14 protein-coding genes are annotated in these 15,723 nt (G+C 73.9%); 7 read left to right on the forward strand and 7 right to left on the reverse strand.

The annotated features are described in order from the left end of the window. Positions 1 to 215: 215 nt before the first annotated feature. The 4 genes from ACZ5OX_RS33490 to ACZ5OX_RS33505 all read left to right on the forward strand — a co-directional run bounded on the left by ACZ5OX_RS33490 (position 216) and on the right by ACZ5OX_RS33505 (position 4,713). Positions 216 to 1,652, forward strand: coding sequence for an endonuclease/exonuclease/phosphatase family protein (locus ACZ5OX_RS33490; protein ID WP_465635293.1), 1,437 nt, complete (start codon positions 216 to 218; stop codon positions 1,650 to 1,652). A 44-nt stretch (positions 1,653 to 1,696) separates the two neighbouring features. Then, positions 1,697 to 3,700 carry a phosphocholine-specific phospholipase C gene (locus ACZ5OX_RS33495; RefSeq protein WP_465635295.1) on the forward strand — a complete coding sequence of 668 codons (2,004 nt, stop codon included), beginning with the start codon at positions 1,697 to 1,699 and terminating at the stop codon, positions 3,698 to 3,700. A gap of 85 nt (positions 3,701 to 3,785) precedes the next feature. Further along, positions 3,786 to 4,259 carry a VOC family protein gene (locus ACZ5OX_RS33500; RefSeq protein ID WP_465635297.1) on the forward strand — a complete coding sequence of 158 codons (474 nt, stop codon included), beginning with the start codon at positions 3,786 to 3,788 and terminating at the stop codon, positions 4,257 to 4,259. Positions 4,260 to 4,263: 4 nt separating this feature from the next. Beyond that, entirely contained in the window at positions 4,264 to 4,713 is a 450-nt protein-coding gene (locus tag ACZ5OX_RS33505; protein ID WP_392877756.1) for an SRPBCC domain-containing protein, read from the forward strand. Positions 4,714 to 4,840: 127 nt separating this feature from the next. Here the strand turns inward: ACZ5OX_RS33505 and ACZ5OX_RS33510 are convergent, their stop codons facing one another. The 3 genes from ACZ5OX_RS33510 to ACZ5OX_RS33520 form a co-directional block, all read right to left on the reverse strand. Further along, positions 4,841 to 6,094, reverse strand: a complete 1,254-nt coding sequence (locus ACZ5OX_RS33510; RefSeq protein WP_465635299.1) for an FUSC family protein — start codon at positions 6,092 to 6,094, stop codon at positions 4,841 to 4,843. Between the two features lie 124 nt (positions 6,095 to 6,218). After that, the gene (locus tag ACZ5OX_RS33515) at positions 6,219 to 6,953 is read right to left on the reverse strand and encodes a polyprenol monophosphomannose synthase (RefSeq protein ID WP_465635301.1); all 735 of its coding nucleotides are present in this window, start codon (positions 6,951 to 6,953) and stop codon (positions 6,219 to 6,221) included. A 127-nt stretch (positions 6,954 to 7,080) separates the two neighbouring features. Further along, on the reverse strand, positions 7,081 to 8,685 hold the full coding sequence (locus tag ACZ5OX_RS33520) for a N,N-dimethylformamidase beta subunit family domain-containing protein (protein WP_465635303.1): 1,605 nt from the start codon (positions 8,683 to 8,685) through the stop codon (positions 7,081 to 7,083). A 437-nt stretch (positions 8,686 to 9,122) separates the two neighbouring features. Between ACZ5OX_RS33520 and ACZ5OX_RS33525 the strand changes: the two genes are divergently transcribed. Next, positions 9,123 to 11,003 (forward strand): APC family permease, encoded by a 1,881-nt coding sequence (locus ACZ5OX_RS33525; protein WP_465635425.1) that lies wholly within the window; start codon positions 9,123 to 9,125, stop codon positions 11,001 to 11,003. A gap of 123 nt (positions 11,004 to 11,126) precedes the next feature. On the opposite strand, the gene ACZ5OX_RS33530 is transcribed toward ACZ5OX_RS33525, so the two are convergent. Further along, complete coding sequence (locus ACZ5OX_RS33530) at positions 11,127 to 11,396, reverse strand: GlsB/YeaQ/YmgE family stress response membrane protein (RefSeq protein ID WP_449792881.1); 270 nt, start codon at positions 11,394 to 11,396, stop codon at positions 11,127 to 11,129. A 272-nt stretch (positions 11,397 to 11,668) separates the two neighbouring features. Here ACZ5OX_RS33530 and ACZ5OX_RS33535 point away from each other — a divergent pair, with 272 nt between their 5' ends. Further along, a complete protein-coding gene (locus ACZ5OX_RS33535; protein ID WP_392877744.1) occupies positions 11,669 to 12,034 on the forward strand; it encodes a hypothetical protein in 366 nt (121 codons plus the stop codon). Between the two features lie 98 nt (positions 12,035 to 12,132). On the opposite strand, the gene ACZ5OX_RS33540 is transcribed toward ACZ5OX_RS33535, so the two are convergent. Together ACZ5OX_RS33540 and ACZ5OX_RS33545 are read right to left on the reverse strand one after the other, a co-directional pair. Then, positions 12,133 to 12,933, reverse strand: a complete 801-nt coding sequence (locus tag ACZ5OX_RS33540) for a HEAT repeat domain-containing protein (protein ID WP_465635305.1) — start codon at positions 12,931 to 12,933, stop codon at positions 12,133 to 12,135. A 151-nt stretch (positions 12,934 to 13,084) separates the two neighbouring features. After that, positions 13,085 to 13,807 (reverse strand): TetR/AcrR family transcriptional regulator, encoded by a 723-nt coding sequence (locus ACZ5OX_RS33545; protein ID WP_465635307.1) that lies wholly within the window; start codon positions 13,805 to 13,807, stop codon positions 13,085 to 13,087. A 187-nt stretch (positions 13,808 to 13,994) separates the two neighbouring features. On the opposite strand from ACZ5OX_RS33545, the gene ACZ5OX_RS33550 reads away from it, so the two are divergent. After that, positions 13,995 to 15,194, forward strand: coding sequence for an FAD-dependent monooxygenase (locus ACZ5OX_RS33550; protein WP_465635309.1), 1,200 nt, complete (start codon positions 13,995 to 13,997; stop codon positions 15,192 to 15,194). A gap of 86 nt (positions 15,195 to 15,280) precedes the next feature. On the opposite strand, the gene ACZ5OX_RS33555 is transcribed toward ACZ5OX_RS33550, so the two are convergent. Further along, on the reverse strand, positions 15,281 to 15,478 hold the full coding sequence (locus ACZ5OX_RS33555; RefSeq protein WP_465635311.1) for a hypothetical protein: 198 nt from the start codon (positions 15,476 to 15,478) through the stop codon (positions 15,281 to 15,283). Positions 15,479 to 15,723: the final 245 nt, after the last annotated feature.

Below are 15,723 nucleotides of genomic sequence, written 5' to 3' on the forward strand. Positions count from 1 at the left end.
GCGCCCGCAGGCGCGCCCACCGAAGTTCCCGCTCCGCCCGACGCTCCGTCACGCGTCGTTCACGCGCTGGTCGCTGACCTTCGGATGAATGAGGGCGCCCGCAGTTGTACAGCCAACTGCGGGCTCCCCTCTCCCCGCCTCCGTGACCAGCCGTACCCGGCCCCGGCGCACCGTCCCCCGGCGGGCCCCGGCCCCGGGCGGCGGACAGGACAACCGTGGCCGCAGGCAGCGCCCTGACGCTCAGCTCCTCCAGCAACCCCACCGAAGGCGACCGGCTCACCTTCCACTGGACCACCGACGCCCCCGACGCCAAGAACTGGGTCGGCATCTACGACGGCGGCCGCCAGCCCGGCAACGGCGGCTCGCTGCTGTGGAAGTACACCCCGGGCACCTCGGGCGACGTCCAGCTCGACACCTCGGCGCTGACCGGCGGCCCGTACACCGCCTACCTGCTCGCCAAGGACGGCTACGGCATCCTCGCCCGGACCGAGCCGTTCGCCTTCCGCCCCAAGCCCGCCGTCGTGCGCCCGCACGCCGCCGTCGACTCCTTCACCGCCACGCCGGTCGCCCCGGGCGCGGCCGTGACGGTCCGGCTCGGCGGACTCTGGTCCCGTCCGGCCGGAAACCCGGCCGGCTCCGCTACCTTCCGCAAGGTCGCCGGCCCGGCCTGGGCCTCCGTCAGCGCCGACGGCATCCTCACCGGCACCGCCCCCGCCGCCCCCGGCAAGGCCCCCGAGCCGGTGGTCGTCGGCGTCAAGGACAGTACGGGCGCCACCGACACCGTCACCGTCCTCGTTCCGGTGGTCGACCCGGCCGCCGCACCGCGCCTCAAGGCCGCCGGCTGGAACCTGCACGACGCGGGCTCCGCCCACACCGACGCGCTGGAGAAGCAGCTGCGCGTGGTCCTCGCCCAGGGCCTGGACGTGCTCGCCCTCCAGGAGACCGCGGGGGAGCGGGCCAGGACCCTGGCCGACGCCCTCGGCTGGTACGCCTACCAGAGTCCGGGCAGCATCGGCATCCTCAGCCGCCACCCGCTCGGCGACGTCACCCCGCCGACCGCCGAGCTGCCCGCCGCCGCGGTCACCCTGCGGCTGCCCGGCGGCCGCAGCGTCCGCTTCTGGGCCGCCCACCTGGACGAGGCGGGTTACGGCCCGTACGCGGTCCAGGACGGCCGGACCGCCGCCGAGGTGCTGGCCGCGGAGAAGGGTTCGCTGCGGCTGAAGCAGGCCGAGGCGCTGGCCGCCGCCGTGCGCGCGGACATCGCCCGGCGCATCCCGGTGGTCCTGGCCGGCGCGCTCTCCTCGCCCTCGCACCGGGACTGGACGGCCGCCACCGCCGCCGCCCACCAGGGGGTCGGCGCGCTCGCCTGGCCGGTCACCGTGGCCCTCCAGGACGCCGGCCTGACCGACGCCTTCCGCGAGGAGTGCCCCGACCCGGTCAAGGCCCCGGGCAACACTTGGTCGCCCACCCGCAAGCGGCGCGGCGACCGCCCCGAGCCGCAGGACCGGATCGACTACGTCCAGTACGCGGGCCCGCTGAAGCTGGTCGAGGCGCACACCCTGGTCGCCGACTGGCCGCAGCCCGAGCCCGGTGCCGCCGCCAACGAGTGGCCCTCCGACACCGCCGCCGCGGTCGCCACCTTCCGGCTCTGAGCTCCCAGGCTCCCCGACTCCCAGCTCCGAGAGGCCAGTTCGTCATGCCCGAGCTCTCCCGCCGCACCTTCGTCGGCGCCACCGCGGCCGCCGGCGCCACCGCCCTGACCGGTCTGACGGCCACCCAGGCCGCCGCCGCCCCGGCCCCCGCGCCCACCGCCGGCGCCAAGCCGGCCGTCCCGCTCACCGGCACCGTCAAGGACGTCAGGCACGTCGTCGTCCTGATGCAGGAGAACCGTTCCTTCGACCACTACTTCGGCACCCTGGCCGGCGTCCGCGGCTTCGGCGACAAGCAGGCGCTCCAGTTCCCGGACGGCACCGACGTCTTCCGCCAGCCCGACAGCCGGCGCAGCGACGGCGGCGTGATGCTGCCGTACCGGATGGACACCGCCAAGTACAACGCGCAGAACGCCGGCGGCCTCCCGCACGACTGGGCCACCGGCCACCAGGCCATCAACAACGGCGCCATGAACAAGTGGGTCGCCGCCAAGGGCGAGCGCACCATGGGCTACTTCACCCGGGACGACATCCCCTACCAGTACGCCCTGGCCGACGCGTTCACCGTCTGCGACGCCTACTTCACCTCGCTGGCGGGCCCGACCGACCCCAACCGCCTCTACCTGTGGACCGGCACCTCCGGCCCCGGCCGCGACGGCACCACGGGGCCGTGGATCGACAACACCCCGGTCACCGACAACCCCGTCGCCGACTGGACCACCTACGCCGAGCGCCTGGAGGCGGCCGGCGTCAGCTGGCGCGTCTACCACAACCCCAGCAAGGACGACCGCACCGGCGACTACGACGACAACGCGCTCTCCTACTTCAAGCAGTTCCACGACTTCCCGCACGACGACCCGCGTTACGTCAACGCGATGACGAAGTTCGACCCCGCCGACTTCGACCGCCACTGCAAGGACGGCACCCTGCCGACCGTCTCCTGGCTGGTCGCGCCCTACCTGTTCTCCGAGCACCCGGAGGCCGGCCCGGCCTACGGCGCGCACTGGGTCGACCAGGCCCTGCAGTCGCTGATGTCCAACCCGGAGGTCTGGCGGCACACCGTCTTCCTGGTGATGTACGACGAGAACGACGGCTACTTCGACCACATGGTCCCGCCCACCCCCGAGCCCGGCACCCCCGAGGAGTTCACCCAGGGACGGGCCATCGGCCTCGGCAACCGGGTACCGCTCTGGGTGATCTCGCCCTGGTCGCGCGGCGGCTGGGTCAACTCCCAGGTCTTCGACCACACGTCCGTGCTGCGCTTCATGGAGCTGGTCACCGGGGTGGCCGAGCCCAACATCTCGGCCTGGCGCCGGGCCGTTTGCGGGGACCTCACCAGCTGCTTCGACTTCGCCGCCCCGGAGCACTCGATCCCGGCGCTGCCCGACACCAAGGCGCTGATGGCCAGGGCCGACGCGGGCACCAAACTGCCCGGTGTCGCGCTGCCGGCGGTCGGCGCCCAGGCGATGCCCGTCCAGGAGCGCGGCGAGCGCCCGCACCGCCCGCTGCCGTACCAGCCGTGGGCCGACGTCGAGGTGGACCGGAGGACCGGCAAGGTCACCTGCACGATGAGCAACGACGGCTCGGTGGCGTTCCCGTACGCCGTCTACCCGAACATCCTGCTCCCCTTCGCCGGCACCCCGTACACCGTCGCCCCCGGCGCCACCGCCCGGTACGTCTGGGACGCCGCCACCACGGGCGGCCGCTACGACTTCACCGTGCACGGCCCGGACGGCTTCGTCCGCCGCTTCGCCGGCACCGTGGTGCGCGACGGTCAGGACGGCCAGAACGACATCGGCGTGCCGATCGTCACCGCCGACCTGCGCGGCAACCGCAAGCTCACCCTGCAGTTGGCCAACGACGGGATGACCGACGTGGCCTTCACCGCCGCGCCCAACGACTTCGCGGGCACCGCGCAGACCGTCTGGGTCAAGCCCGGCAAGCAGGCCAACCTGGCCTGGCCGCTGGACAAGCAGGGCCGCTACGACGTCGTCGTGACCGCCCACACCGGTCAGCGCTTCGTCCAGCGCTACGCGGGCTGGGTGCACTGACGCGAGGCCGGCCGGGGGCGCCGATCCGGTGACCCCCGGCCGTGGCTCGGCCGCCGTACCGGACCCCGCCGTTACCGTCGGGCGCATGCAGAAAATCACCACCGTCCTCTGGTTCGACGACCGGGCCGAAGAGGCCGCCGCCTTCTACACCTCCCTGTTCCCGAACTCCCGGATCACCAGGACCACCCGCTACGGCGAGGCCGGCCCCCGTCCGGCCGGCTCGGTGATGACCGTCGAGTTCGAGCTGGCCGGCCGCGAGTACATGGCCCTCAACGGGGGCCCCGAGTTCCACTTCACCGAGGCGATCTCGCTCCAGGTGGAGTGCGAGGACCAGCAGGAGGTCGACGCACTCTGGGCGGGACTCACCGCCGACGGCGGTCAGCCGGGCCCGTGCGGCTGGCTCAAGGACAGATACGGCCTCTCCTGGCAGATCACCCCCCGGGTGCTGCTCGACCTGGTCGCGGGCGAGGACCGGGCCAAGGCGGACCGCGTCTTCGCGGCCATGCTGCGGATGCAGAAGATCGAGATCCAGCCGCTGCTCGCCGCGGCCGAGGGGTGAGGCCGTGACCGCCCTCAGCCACCGCGGCATCACCTACCTGCGGGCCACCCCTGAGCGGGTCTGGCACGCGCTCACCAACGCCGACGAGTCAGGCCTCTACTGGGGCCACCGCAACGTCTCCACCTGGCTGCTCGGCGCGCCCTGGGAGCACCAGCGGACCGACGGCTCCGGCATCGCCGACGTCACCGGCACGGTCGAGGCGGTCGACCGCCCGCACCGGCTGGTCACCACCTGGGCCGGGCCGCAGGAGGACCGGGCCGGCTGGCCGTCCCGGGTCACCTTCGAGATCCAGGGCTGGCAGGACCTCACCCGGCTCACCGTCATCCACGAGAACCTCGCCGACGAGGCCGCGCGGGCCGACGCCGAACAGGGCTGGTCGGCGGTGCTCGCCAATCTCAAGACCTACCTGGAGACCGGCCACCCGCTGCCGCAGCAGCCCTGGCTGATGCCCTGACCGCAGCGCTCCGGGGAACGGCGCCGGGCGGGACACCTCGGGGAACGGCGCCGGACCCGCCGGCCCGGACCCGCCGGCCCGGACCCGGCGAAGCGCCGGGCGGGACACCCCGGCAACGGCGCCCGGCCTACGCCGCCGGGCGCTGCGCCTTGACGGAGGACCGCCCGCCGCGGGCCCGCTCGCCCCGCAGCAGGCGGCGCAGCGCGGCGTAGCGGGAGAACCGCTCCCGGTTCGCCACCGACGCCCGGTCCAGCTCCTCCATCAGCCGCCGGCCGCGGTGCTCCAGGTCCATCTCGTCCAGGATGCGGTCCACCTCGGCCAGTATCGAACCGTGCAGCTGCCAGGCCTCCGGGTGCTCCTGGACCTTGCGCAGCAGCAGCTGGGCGACGTTCTCCCGGCAGGTCCACGCGGCTGCCAGCTCGGCGGTCAGTCGCTCCTCCGCCTCCTCGGCGTTGCGGCTCACCTGAGTGGTCACCAGCACCGCGTAGCTCACCATCGCGCCGCCCACGTGCGCCAGCAGTTCCTCGAGCCCCACCGCGACGTCCGGCGGGAAGAGCCGTTCATCGGGTCCGCGCCGCTTGGCCAGATCGGTCAGCGAGCGGGCCAGCACCCGGATCACGACGACGCAGATCTCCAGCGTGTCCAGCCCGGTGCGCAGCACCAGCCGGGACAGCAGCCCCTCGCTGATCCGCGGGTTGAACCGCAGGCTGTCCTCGGCCTGGCGCAGCGCCGCGTCCACGTCGGCGATCGCCTGGTCCAGCCGGCGGGCCTCGTGCAGCCGCTCGGCGGCCCTGGCCACCGGGGTGGGGCGGCCCAGCTCCTCGGAGATGTCCAGCAGCAGCTGGCGGGCCCGCCGGGCGAGGTCCTCGATCGACTCCCCGGCGGTGTCCACCCAGACCGGTGGCGCGAACAGCAGGTTGAACAGCAGGCCGACGGCGGCCCCGATGAGCGTCTCCAGCACCCGGTCCCAGGCCTGCGAGGCCAGCTTGGTCACGCCCAGGATCAGCATCGCGCTGATCGCGACCTCCTGGACGAACTCCTCGACCCGGACGAACCGGCCGACGACCAGTGAGGCCAGGATGATCAGCCCGAGGCTCCACCAGGAGAGCCCGACCACGGAGCTGAAGCCGATCGCGATCAGCACCCCGACCACCACCGAGTTGACCCGCCGGATGCTGGTCTTGAGCGTCGAGTAGACGGTGACCTGGACCACCAGCAGCGCGGTCAGCGGCGCCGTCAGCGGGGCGGGCTCGCTGCTCAGCTGCGTCGCCACCGCGTAGGAGATGGTGGCCGCGACGGTGGCCCGGATGGTCTGGACCACGAAGGGGTCTCGGGCGCTGCGGCGGACCAGGTCCTTGAGGGTCTCCGGGAGAAGGGCCATGTCGCCCTTCTTTCCCCGAAGCCGCCGTTCACACCGCTCCCGGGACCTTCCGGCACCCGTACGCCCGCATCGGGCCGGGCCGGTGCGGGCCGGGCCCGTGCCGTGCGCCGCCGCCGGTACCCCGCTAGTCGTCGCGGTTGAAGCGCAGCTTCCAGGGCGCCAGCGCGGACTCGACCTGCACGCCCATGCTCATCTTCGAGGCGCCCTCGATCCGCTCCTCGAAGCGGATCGGCACCTCGCGGATGGTCATGCCCTGCTTGACGACCCGGTAGTTCATCTCGACCTGGAACGAGTAGCCGTTGCTCTGCACGGTCGGCAGGTCGATGGCGCGCAGGGTGTCGGCCCGCCAGGCCTTGAAGCCGGCCGTGGCGTCCCGGACGCCGAGGCTGAGGATCGCGTTGACGTAGAAGTTCGCCCAGGCGGAGAGCGCCTTGCGGTGCCAGGGCCACTCCTCGGCGGTGGAGCCGCCCGGGACGTAGCGCGAGCCCAGCACCACGGCGGTGCCGTCGGTGAGCAGCGTCTCGACCATCGCGGGTATCGCGGAGGCCGGGTGGGAGAGGTCGGCGTCCATCTGCACCACGACGTCGGCGCCCTCGTCCAGCGCCTTGGCCATGCCGGCCAGGTAGGCGCGGCCGAGGCCGTCCTTCTCGGTGCGGTGCAGCACGCTCACGGTGCCGCCGGAGTCCGCGGCGAGCTTGTCGGCGATCTCACCGGTGCCGTCGGGGGAGTTGTCGTCGACCACCAGCAGGTGCAGGTCGGGCACCGGGAGCTCCGCGAGCAGGCCCGCGAGGACCGGGAGGTTCTCCCGCTCGTTGTACGTGGGGACGACCACAACGACCTTGGGGGAGGCCTCGACCATGTTCTGTTTCCCTCGTGCCTGCTCCGGATGGGACCGTGCGAGTGTACCGGGGGTGTCGGGCGCTGCCGGCCCCGGCTCAGGGCGCGGGCGTCCGCACCGCCGCTCACGGCCGGCCGGGCCGGGCCCGCTACGCCGTGCCGTAGACGGCCGCGAGGTTGTCCTGGGCGGGGTGGGTCCGGCCGGCCGGTCCGGCTGCGAAGGAGCGCAGGACGTTCTCGGTGACCTGGCGGACCAGGTCCCCGGCGTGCGAGTCGATGCCGTGGTCGGCCTTGCCGCCGCCGGGGCCGCGGGCCTCCAGCGCCTCGACCCAGCGCATCGTCCCGGTGGCGAACACCCCGGCGCCGCTCGGCACGGTGTAGTAGGCGGTGTCGGAGTGGGAGCGGCGGCCGTCGCAGACCACGGGGGAGTGGGCGATCACCTCGATCGGCCGCGGGGTGGGGAAGCCGGTGTCCACCCGGTCGTACTCCACCCCGACCAGGTGCGGGAACGACGCGCCCGCCGCGACGCCCGTCCCCTCGAAGGCCCAGTGCCCGGGCGAGGTGACCACGTACGGGGCGTCCACCGGGTAGCCGTCGTAGATGACGCCGAGCATCGAACTCTCCGGGTCGGCGCCCGGGCCGACCCGGTAGTCGGTGGTCGCCGGGGCGCCCGACCGGTGGCCCGGATCCTGCGCCCACGAGTCCTTGTAACAGACCACCGTGCGGTCGGGGCCGAGCTCGGTCGGCTCGAAGCGGACCCGGCGGAAGCAGCAGTTGGCGCCGAGGATCGCCAGGTTGGTCCCGGCGTCCCGGGCCGCGACCACGTTGGCCCGCTGCTCGGGCGACCAGTACTCGTCGTGGCCCAGGGACAGGACGGCGCTCGCCCCGGTCAGCAGGCCGGGCTCGCGGGCCACGTCGATGCCGGTGGTGTACGCGAGCGGCAGGCCGAGCCGCTCGGCGAGGGCGACCAGCGGCGCCTCGTAGACCAGGAACAGCCCGGCGCCGTGGTCGTAGTCGTACGGCCGGTCGAAGACGACCTGCAGCGAGCGGGTGGCCAGGCCGCCGGTCGGGCCGTTGTAGAGGCTGTAGCCGCCCCACTCGTTGTAGGCCTGCCAGGTCGCCGGCGCGCTCATGATCACGGTCCGGCCGGCGGTGCTCGCCGAGCGGACGGTGAGCGGGACGTAGCGCCGGCCGGAGCCGTCCTCGGCGTCCAGGCGCAGCAGGTAGGCGCCCTCGGGCCAGCCGGCGGTGTCCACCGCGAGGGTGCGCTGCCAGCCGGTCAGCACGGTGCGGGTCGCCGGGTCCACGTGCGGCGCGGCCTGCTTGCCGCCGGGGACGTGCTCGCGGCGCCAGACCAGCCGGGCGCGGGCACCGTCGTACCAGCCCATCCGGTAGGCGGAGACGGTGAAGGCGGCGGCGGGGGTGGAGACGTGCAGGCCGAAGGACTCCCCGGGCAGGACGCTGACCCGGTCGGCGAAACCCTCGATGGCGCCGTCCGGGCCGGGGTCGGTGATCTCCCAGTCGGGGTTGCCGGGCAGGGAGCGTTCGCTCGTCGGGCCGGTGTGCCCGTCGGCGACCGGGCCGCCGGTGGCGGGGGCGGTGGCACCGGGAGTCGAGGCGCCGGGTGCCGAGGCGGCTGCCGGGGTGGAGGAGTGCGGGTCGGTCGCGGGGTCCGGGCGGCGGGGGCCGCAGGAGGTGACGGCGGCCGCCATCAGGCCCAGGCCCAGAACCCTCCGCCGGCTCGGCTCCACCACCGCGACCTCCCTGTTTCCCTCGTCCGTGTCCCGTGTCCCGTGTTCCGTGTTTCGTGCCCGTGGCCGCCCGGCCGGGCATGTCGGGTGCGCGGACATCCTCGCGCGTTTCGCGAGGCCGGTGTAGGCCGCCGCGCCGGATCACGGGGTGCCGCGGGGGTGCCGCCCTGCGGGGTGGGGCCCGGGACGGCCCGCCACCGGGGAGGGCCGTACGGGCGCACCCGGGTGTGTCGGCCCGCGCGCTTGCCCGACCCCGGCGATCACGTCCCCTAGCCTGACCAGGCCCGCCGTCCGGCGGCCGCAGGGGGCCCGGAGCCGCGCGCCCGGCCGAGTCGTGGACAGGGGTGCACGTGGTGTCGTCGGGGTCGGCCGAGCAGGGGGCGGTGCCTGCCTCCCGGGGTGGGCGGTTCCGGGCCTGGCTGCTGGAAGGCCTGTCCGACATGGCCAAACAGCACCCCGGCCCGCACGCCGAGCCGCAGCAGGAGAAGGGCCAGCGCTGGTGGCGGGTCATGTGCCTGACCGGCCTGGACTACTTCTCCACGCTCGGCTACCAGCCCGGCATCGCCGCGCTCGCGGCCGGGCTGGTCTCGCCGCTGGCCACCATCGTGCTGGTGATCGTCACCCTGCTCGGCGCGCTGCCGGTCTACCGGAGGGTCGCCCAGGAGAGTCCGCACGGCCAGGGGTCGATCGCGATGCTGGAACGGCTGCTGTCGTTCTGGCAGGGCAAGCTCTTCGTGCTGACCCTGCTGGGCTTCGCGTCCACCGACTTCATGATCACCATCACCCTGTCCGCCGCCGACGCCAGCGCCCACCTGGTGGAGAACCCGCACCTGCACAGCGCCCTGACCGGCAGGCAGATCTCGCTGACCATGATCATGATCGCCCTGCTCGGCGCGGTCTTCCTCAAGGGGTTCAGCGAGGCGATCGGCCTGGCCGTGGTGCTGGTCGCGGTGTACCTCTCGCTCAACGTCGTGGTGGTGGCGAACGGGCTGTGGCACGTGCTCAGCGCCCCGCACCTGTTCAGCGACTGGACGGACGCGCTGACCGCGGAACACGGCAACGCCATCGCGATGATCGGCGTCGCCCTGATCGTCTTCCCGAAACTGGCGCTCGGCCTGTCCGGATTCGAGACCGGTGTCGCCGTGATGCCGCACATCGAGGGGGACCCGGACGACACCGAGGAGAAGCCCACCGGCCGCATCCGCGGCGCCCGCAAGCTGCTGACCACCGCCGCCGCGATCATGAGCGTGTTCCTGATCACCACCAGCTTCATCACCACGCTGCTCATCCCCGAGGACCAGTTCAAGACCGGCGGCCAGGCCAACGGGCGGGCGCTCGCCTACCTCGCCCACGAGTACCTGGGCAGCACCTTCGGCAGCGTCTACGACCTCTCCACGATCGCCATCCTCTGGTTCGCCGGGGCCTCCGCGATGGCCGGGCTGCTCAACCTGATGCCGCGCTACCTGCCGCGCTACGGCATGGCCCCGCACTGGGCCCGCGCGGTGCGGCCGACCGTCATCGTGCTCACCCTGATCGCCTTCCTGGTGACCTGGATCTTCGACGCCAACGTGGACGCCCAGGGCGGCGCCTACGCCACCGGCGTGCTGGTGCTGATCAGCTCCGCGGCCATCGCCGTCACCATCGCCGCCCACAAGGCCGGGCAGCGTCGCTGGCGGGCCGGCTTCGGAGTGATCTCGGCGGTCTTCCTCTACACCACGGCAGTGAACATCGCCGAGCGGCCGGACGGCGTCAAGATCGGCGCCTGCTTCATCGCGGGCATCATGCTGGTCTCCTTCCTGTCCCGGCTCAAGCGCGCCTTCGAACTGCGCGTCACCGACGTGGTGCTGGACGAGGTCGCGGAGCGGTTCGTCCGGGACTACACCCACCGCCCGCTCCGGCTGATCGCCAACGAGCCGAACAGCCGGGACCTCGCCGAGTACCGTGACAAGATCCACCAGATCCGGCGGGACAACGACATCCCGGCCGAGGACGACCTGGTCTTCGTCGAGGTCACCGTGCTCGACCCGTCCGACTTCGAGGCCGAGCTGACCGTGCGCGGCGAGGTGCTGCACGACCGCTACCGGGTGCTGTCGCTGGAGAGCTCCAGCGTGCCCAACGCGCTGGCCGCCCTGTTGCTGCGGGTGCGCGACCTCACCGGGCAGCAGCCGCACATCTACTTCGAGTGGACCGAGGGCAACCCCTTCGCCCAGTTCCTGCGGTTCTTCCTGTTCGGACAGGGTGAGATCGCCCCCGTCACCCGCGAGGTGCTGCGCGAGGCCGAACCGGACCGGACCCGCCGCCCGGCCGTGCACGTGGGCTGAGCGGGCCCGGGCGCGCACGTGGGCCGGGCCGTTCCGGCCGTGCACGTGGGCTGAGCCGGCCCGGGTACGCACGTGGGGGCGGGTCGTCCCGGCCGTGCACGTGGGGCGGGTCGTCCCGGCCGGTCAGCGGCTCGGGTGTGACCTGCTCCAGGCGGGGGCGACGATGGCGACCAGGGCGACGGCGAAGGCGAGTTGCAGGATGTGGCGGATCCAGTCGATGCCCGACGTGTGGCGGACGCCGATCCAGCCGGAGACGGCGTTGCCGAGCCAGGCCCCGGCCGCGCCGAGCAGCATGGTCAGCCACCAGGGGATCGACTGCGGTCCCCGCAGGATGAGCTTGGCGATCACGCCCAGCACGAAGCCGATGAGCAGGATCCACAGGAGTTGGAACATCGCAGTCCACCTTCCGAGCGCTCCCAGGGCCGGCGGCCGGGTGCGCCGTATCGCCGATGACGCGGTTCGTCCCATGATCACCCGGATCGGGTGAAGGAGCACGTCGGCGGGGGATCGCGCAGGTCAGCGGCATCTCGCTGGGCCGCCCTCGGTAGGGATGGGCGAGAACGAGCCGCAGGCGGGGCCGGAAAGTCGCTGTCCGCCGTCCGGGCCGTACGGATAGGAATGGGCGGGACGCGGACGGGCCGCGTCACCGAAAGGAGCCGACCCTCGTGACACGCCTTCGTTCCGCTGTCCTGGCCCTGGGCTGCACCGCCGCCGCGCTGACCCTGACCGCGGGGACGGCCCAGGCCGCGCCCGGTGACACCAGCACCATCTGCTCCTCCTCGCTGACGCCGGGCGGCTACGTGGACGTCCAGTGGTGGAACAGCGCCGGCTGCGGCTCCGGCTTCAACCCGAACACCAAGAAGATCATGCAGCTCACCGGCTACCCGGTCGGCACCGTGGTCAACGCCTGCGCCTCCACCTGGCCGCCGGCCGGCTGGACGATCGTGAGCACCTTCTACGGCTCCGGCTGCAACTACTCCGCGGTGCCGAGCCTGGAGAAGAACTCCTGGCAGCTCAAGCGCGTCTCCTGACGGAAGCGCCCGACCTGTTCCGATCCGACGGCGGCCGGGGTCTCAGCGGCCCCGGACCGCCGCGACGGCCTCAGCGGTCCCGGACCGCCGCGACGGCCTCAGCGGTCCCGGACCGCCGCGACGGCCTCGCGGACGCCCGGATCCGGGTCGTCCGCCAGGCTGTCCAGCAGTTCGGCGACACCCGGGGTCGACCAGCGGCAGACGGCCCAGACCAGGTCCCCCCGCACCGCCGGGTCCGGGTGGGCGGCCAGCGGCGCCAGACGCTCCAGCGGGCCGCGCCGGCGCAACCCGAACCAGTGCAGCACCGAGCGCAGTTCGGCCGGATCGCCCGGTACGCCGGCCGCCGCGATCCGCGCAAGCAGCACGGGGACGGGCGGCGGCGGGCCGTCCAGCGGGTGCGGGTGGCGCTCGCGCAGTCGGCGGGCGCCGTACTCGCCGTAGACGCGGCAGCCGAAACAGGTGCACGGCCGGGTGCCGTGGGCGCCCGGGAGGTAGCGCCAGCCGGTGACCTGCGGCACGGCGCGGACCCGGTGCACCTCGCGGGCCCCCGCCGCGCGCGGCAGGAACACCTCCCAGCCGCGCGGGTCGGCCAGCGTGCCGATCCGCCGGACCGCCTCGGCGGCCCGCAGCGGCCGCTGGGTGCCCCGGTCGCGGTCGCGGTAGTGCCCGGCCAGGACCTCCTGGTCGTCGTCCAGCCGGAGGTGCACCGCGACGAGCGCGCCCTTGGGGTGGAACCGGGCCAGCTCGCGCAGCCACTGGTGGGTCAGCGTGTACGAGGGCAGCACGGGGAAGCAGTACACCCCGCGCGCGCCGCCCTGGCCGTGGCTGTCGGCGCGGATCCCGGCGCGGCGGATGCGCGGCGCGTTGGCCGCGGCGGTCAGGTGCACGAACATCGCCATGAGGCGCGATGGTAGCGAGTGAACGGGCGGCGCTCCGAACGGTTTTCGGGAGCGGGGCGGGCGAGGGCGAGGGCGGGTCGGTCCGGCTCGGCGGGTCGGGGGTGGGTGGGTCGGCTCGGCGGGGCGAGGGTGAGCGGGTCGGCCCGGAGGGTCAGCCCGCGTTCGCGCGGGGCTCGGCTCGGGGCCCGGTCCGGCGCTCGATCAGGGCGGCCAGGCCGTCCAGGATGCGCTCCAGGCCGAACTCCAGCGCCTGGTCGCGGCCCTCCGGGTCGGCCATGGCGGCGGCGACGGCCGGGAAGCGGTCGGCGTGCTCCCGGACCACGGTGCCGAGGGCGGCCAGGAGTTCGGCCTCGGGGGTGCCGGCCGGTCCGGCGGCGCGTGACTGGGCGGTGATCCCGCGCACGTGCCCGGTGAGCAGGACGGCGGCGTCCATCCGTTCGGGGCCGGTCAGCCCGTGGCCGTCGAGCGCCGCCACCGCCCGCTCCAGCCAGGCGAGTTCCCTCGGGCCGAGCGCCCGGGCTCCGACGGTGGCGTCCAGCAGCCACGGGTGCCGGGCGAAGGACTCGGCCAAGTGGTGGGCCCAGGCGGAGAGTTGTTCCCGCCAGCCAGCACCGGTGGGTGCGTCCGGAGGTGCGCCGACGGCCGACTCGACCATCAGGGCGATCAGTTCGGCCTTGCCGGGGACGTACCGGTAGAGCGACATCTTGGTGAAGTCGAGCAGCCCGGCCACCTTCTGCATGGAGACCGCGTCGAGCCCCTCCGCGTCGGCGACCTCGACCCCGGCAGCGGCGATCCGCTCCAGGCTGAGGGCCGGCTTCGGCCCCCGGGTGGGCCTGGCCGGAGGACCCCAGAGCAACCGCACGGTGTCGCTCACCGACTCGACCATCATCCACTCCCGTCCTGGGCCCCTGCGGGGCGTGCCGCCCCGGGCTTCCGGCCGGGTGTCCGTCCGTGCCGCGACCTGGGGGGGTTGCCCATCCGATGCAACTGTGTCTACCGTACACAGCAACGAACAGTGTCCGCCAGACACAGTTTCTCGTTCCTCGGACGGAGTGGTTTCCATGAGCACCAGGGTCCTGATCTCGGGCGCGAGCATCGCCGGTCCCGCGCTGGCCCACTGGCTGGGCCGGTACGGCTTCGAGGTGACCGTGGTCGAGCTGGCGCCCGCCCTGCGCGACGGCGGCCAGGACGTCGACTTCCGCGGCCACACCCACCTGACCGTGCTCGAGCGGATGGGCGTCCTGGAGGAGCTGCGCGCGCTCGGCACCGGCGGCAGCCCGATGACCTTCGTGGGCCCCGACGGGCGCGGACTGCTGCACCTGCCCGCCGAGTTCGCCGGCGGTGACCTGGAGGTCCCGCGCGGCGAGCTGGCCCGGTTGCTCCACCGGCACAGCAGCGCCCGCGCCGAGTACGTCTTCGGCGACGCGATCACGGCGCTGGAGGAGACCCCGAGAGGGGTCCGGGTCGCCTTCCGGCACGCGGCGCCGCGCGAGTTCGACCTGGTGATCGGCGCCGACGGCCTGCACTCCAACGTCCGCCGGCTCGCCTTCGGCCCCGAGCGGCACTACGTCCGCCACCTCGGCTACTACGCGGCCACCTGGCGGCTGCCCAACGAGCACGGGCTGCCGGTCGGCGCGGTCGGCCTCAACGTCCCCGGCCGGCTGATGTCCGTCGGCGCGGCCCACCGCGACCCGGCCCGGGCCGGCGCGTTCTGCCTCTTCGCCTCGCCCGAACTGCGCTACGACCGCCACGACCCGGCAGGGCAGAAGGCGCTGGTCCGGGCCGCCTTCGCGGGCCTCGGCTGGCGGGTCCCGCAGCTGCTGGAGAGTCTGGACGCCGCCCCCGAGCTGTACTTCGACTCGATCAGCCGCGCCGACGTGCCCGCCTGGTCGACCGGCCGGATCGCGCTGATCGGCGACGCCGCCTGCGGCGCGACCATCGGCGGCATGGGCACCGGGACGGCGGTGGTCGCCGCGTACGTCCTGGCGGGCGAGCTGGCCCGGGCCGACGGCGACCACCGCGCCGCCTTCGCGCGGTACGAGCGGCTGCTGCGCGGCTACGCGCAGGGCTGCCAGAAGGGCGGGGACCGGACCGGGCCGTTCCTCGCGCCGCGGACGGCCACCGGGCTGCGGCTGCGCAACGCGCTGCTCAACCGGCGCTGGGTGCTGGAGCGGATGCTGGAGCTGGGCAAGCAGGTCAGCAGCGTCGAACTGCCGGACTACGAGTGGGAGTCGACCCAGCGGCCGTTGGCTGCGGGCTGAACGGGGCGGGGCCCAGGTGCGGACGGGGCCTCGGCGTGGACGCGGCCCCGGGTGCTGAGGGGCTGTCGGCGGGCTGCGGACGGGCTTCAGTGTGGTGGGCTGATGCGGGTGCCGTTGTCGAGCAGCGCCTCCACCTGGACGGCGGCCCGGGCGGGGCGTTCGATGGCCAGGGCGCGGTCCGGCGTGGAGCGGTCGGCGGACCGGTCCGGGCCCTTGACGGCGAGCCGGGCGACCGAGCCGAGTGACCCGGCGGCTGCCCGCCGCGAGCAGGAACTCCGATCCACGCGGGGAACGCCACCAGGCCCAGGACACGGTGTCCCGTTCGAAGCGGCTGCACGTCCGGCACGGCCGCCGCCGGTACGCTGCGGGCGGCCGGAGCCCGGCAGCAGGACGGCGGTGGCCGCGCTGCCTGCGCTGCCCGCGCTGCCCGCGCCGTCCCAGCGGTCGGTGCGCAGGCAGACCCAGGGGGCCGAACCGGCGTTCTGCGGCAGCGGCTGCACGGCGAAGGCCCAGAGGTCCAGTTGCCCGA

It is taken from the genome of Kitasatospora sp. NPDC032121 (genome assembly GCF_055580145.1).

Bases quoted from the DNA above. Each gene is read 5' to 3' on its own strand.
- ACZ5OX_RS33510 (WP_465635299.1), bottom strand. From the start codon at position 6,094: ATGGCCCTTCTCCCGGAGACCCTCAAGGACCTGGTCCGCCGCAGCGCC.
- ACZ5OX_RS33530 (WP_449792881.1), bottom strand. From the start codon at position 11,396: ATGTTCCAACTCCTGTGGATCCTGCTCATCGGCTTCGTGCTGGGCGTG.
- ACZ5OX_RS33540 (WP_465635305.1), bottom strand. From the start codon at position 12,933: ATGGCGATGTTCGTGCACCTGACCGCCGCGGCCAACGCGCCGCGCATC.
- ACZ5OX_RS33515 (WP_465635301.1), bottom strand. From the start codon at position 6,953: ATGGTCGAGGCCTCCCCCAAGGTCGTTGTGGTCGTCCCCACGTACAAC.
- ACZ5OX_RS33495 (WP_465635295.1), top strand. From the start codon at position 1,697: ATGCCCGAGCTCTCCCGCCGCACCTTCGTCGGCGCCACCGCGGCCGCC.
- ACZ5OX_RS33500 (WP_465635297.1), top strand. From the start codon at position 3,786: ATGCAGAAAATCACCACCGTCCTCTGGTTCGACGACCGGGCCGAAGAG.
- ACZ5OX_RS33525 (WP_465635425.1), top strand. From the start codon at position 9,123: ATGGCCAAACAGCACCCCGGCCCGCACGCCGAGCCGCAGCAGGAGAAG.
- ACZ5OX_RS33550 (WP_465635309.1), top strand. From the start codon at position 13,995: ATGAGCACCAGGGTCCTGATCTCGGGCGCGAGCATCGCCGGTCCCGCG.